Annotated in this window: 1 protein-coding gene; it reads left to right on the top strand. The window is 61.0% G+C overall.

What is annotated here, in order from left to right; genetic code table 11:
* A partial coding sequence (locus FW796_RS31870; RefSeq protein ID WP_446440707.1) for a contractile injection system protein, VgrG/Pvc8 family occupies nt 1-589 on the top strand: 589 nt, incomplete at both ends.

Here is a 589-nt window from a genome sequence, read left to right on the forward strand (position 1 = left end):
ATGTCCATGGCTTGGTCAGCAGCTTCACCCAGGGTAAAAGCGGTTTTCGCCGCACCCGTTACCGTCTGCTGGTGGAGCCGCAACTGGCCCGGCTGGCCCTGAGTTCCGACTGGCGCATTTTTCAGCAGAAAACGGTGCCCGAGATCCTCAAGTCGGTGCTGGACGAGCACGGCGTCCTTGATTACCAACCTTATATCCACACCCAGCATGCGCCGCGTGAATACTGCGTCCAGGCCGGAGACACCGACCTCTACCTGTTTGACCGCCTGTCCACCGAGGAAGGCCTGTTCTATTTTTTCAAACACGATGCCAACGCCCACACCCTGGTCCAGGGTGACAAGTTGTACGTCCAGGAGCGCATCCAGGGCGGGCCGGTGCTGTACAGCACCCAGCCGGCCGGGGATGCCCCGCAACCGGTGCTGTACGCGTTCAGCTACACGGAAAACGTGCGTAGCGCCGAGCAGACGCAGCGCGACTACAGTTTCAAGCGCCCGGCCTTCGACCAGCAGCAGCGACTGCTCGGCGATAACCTTGAGCATCAGGCTCAGCGCTATGAGCGCTACGATTACCCAGGCCGCTACAAGAGCAG

The organism is Pseudomonas sp. 910_21, from assembly GCF_052850735.1.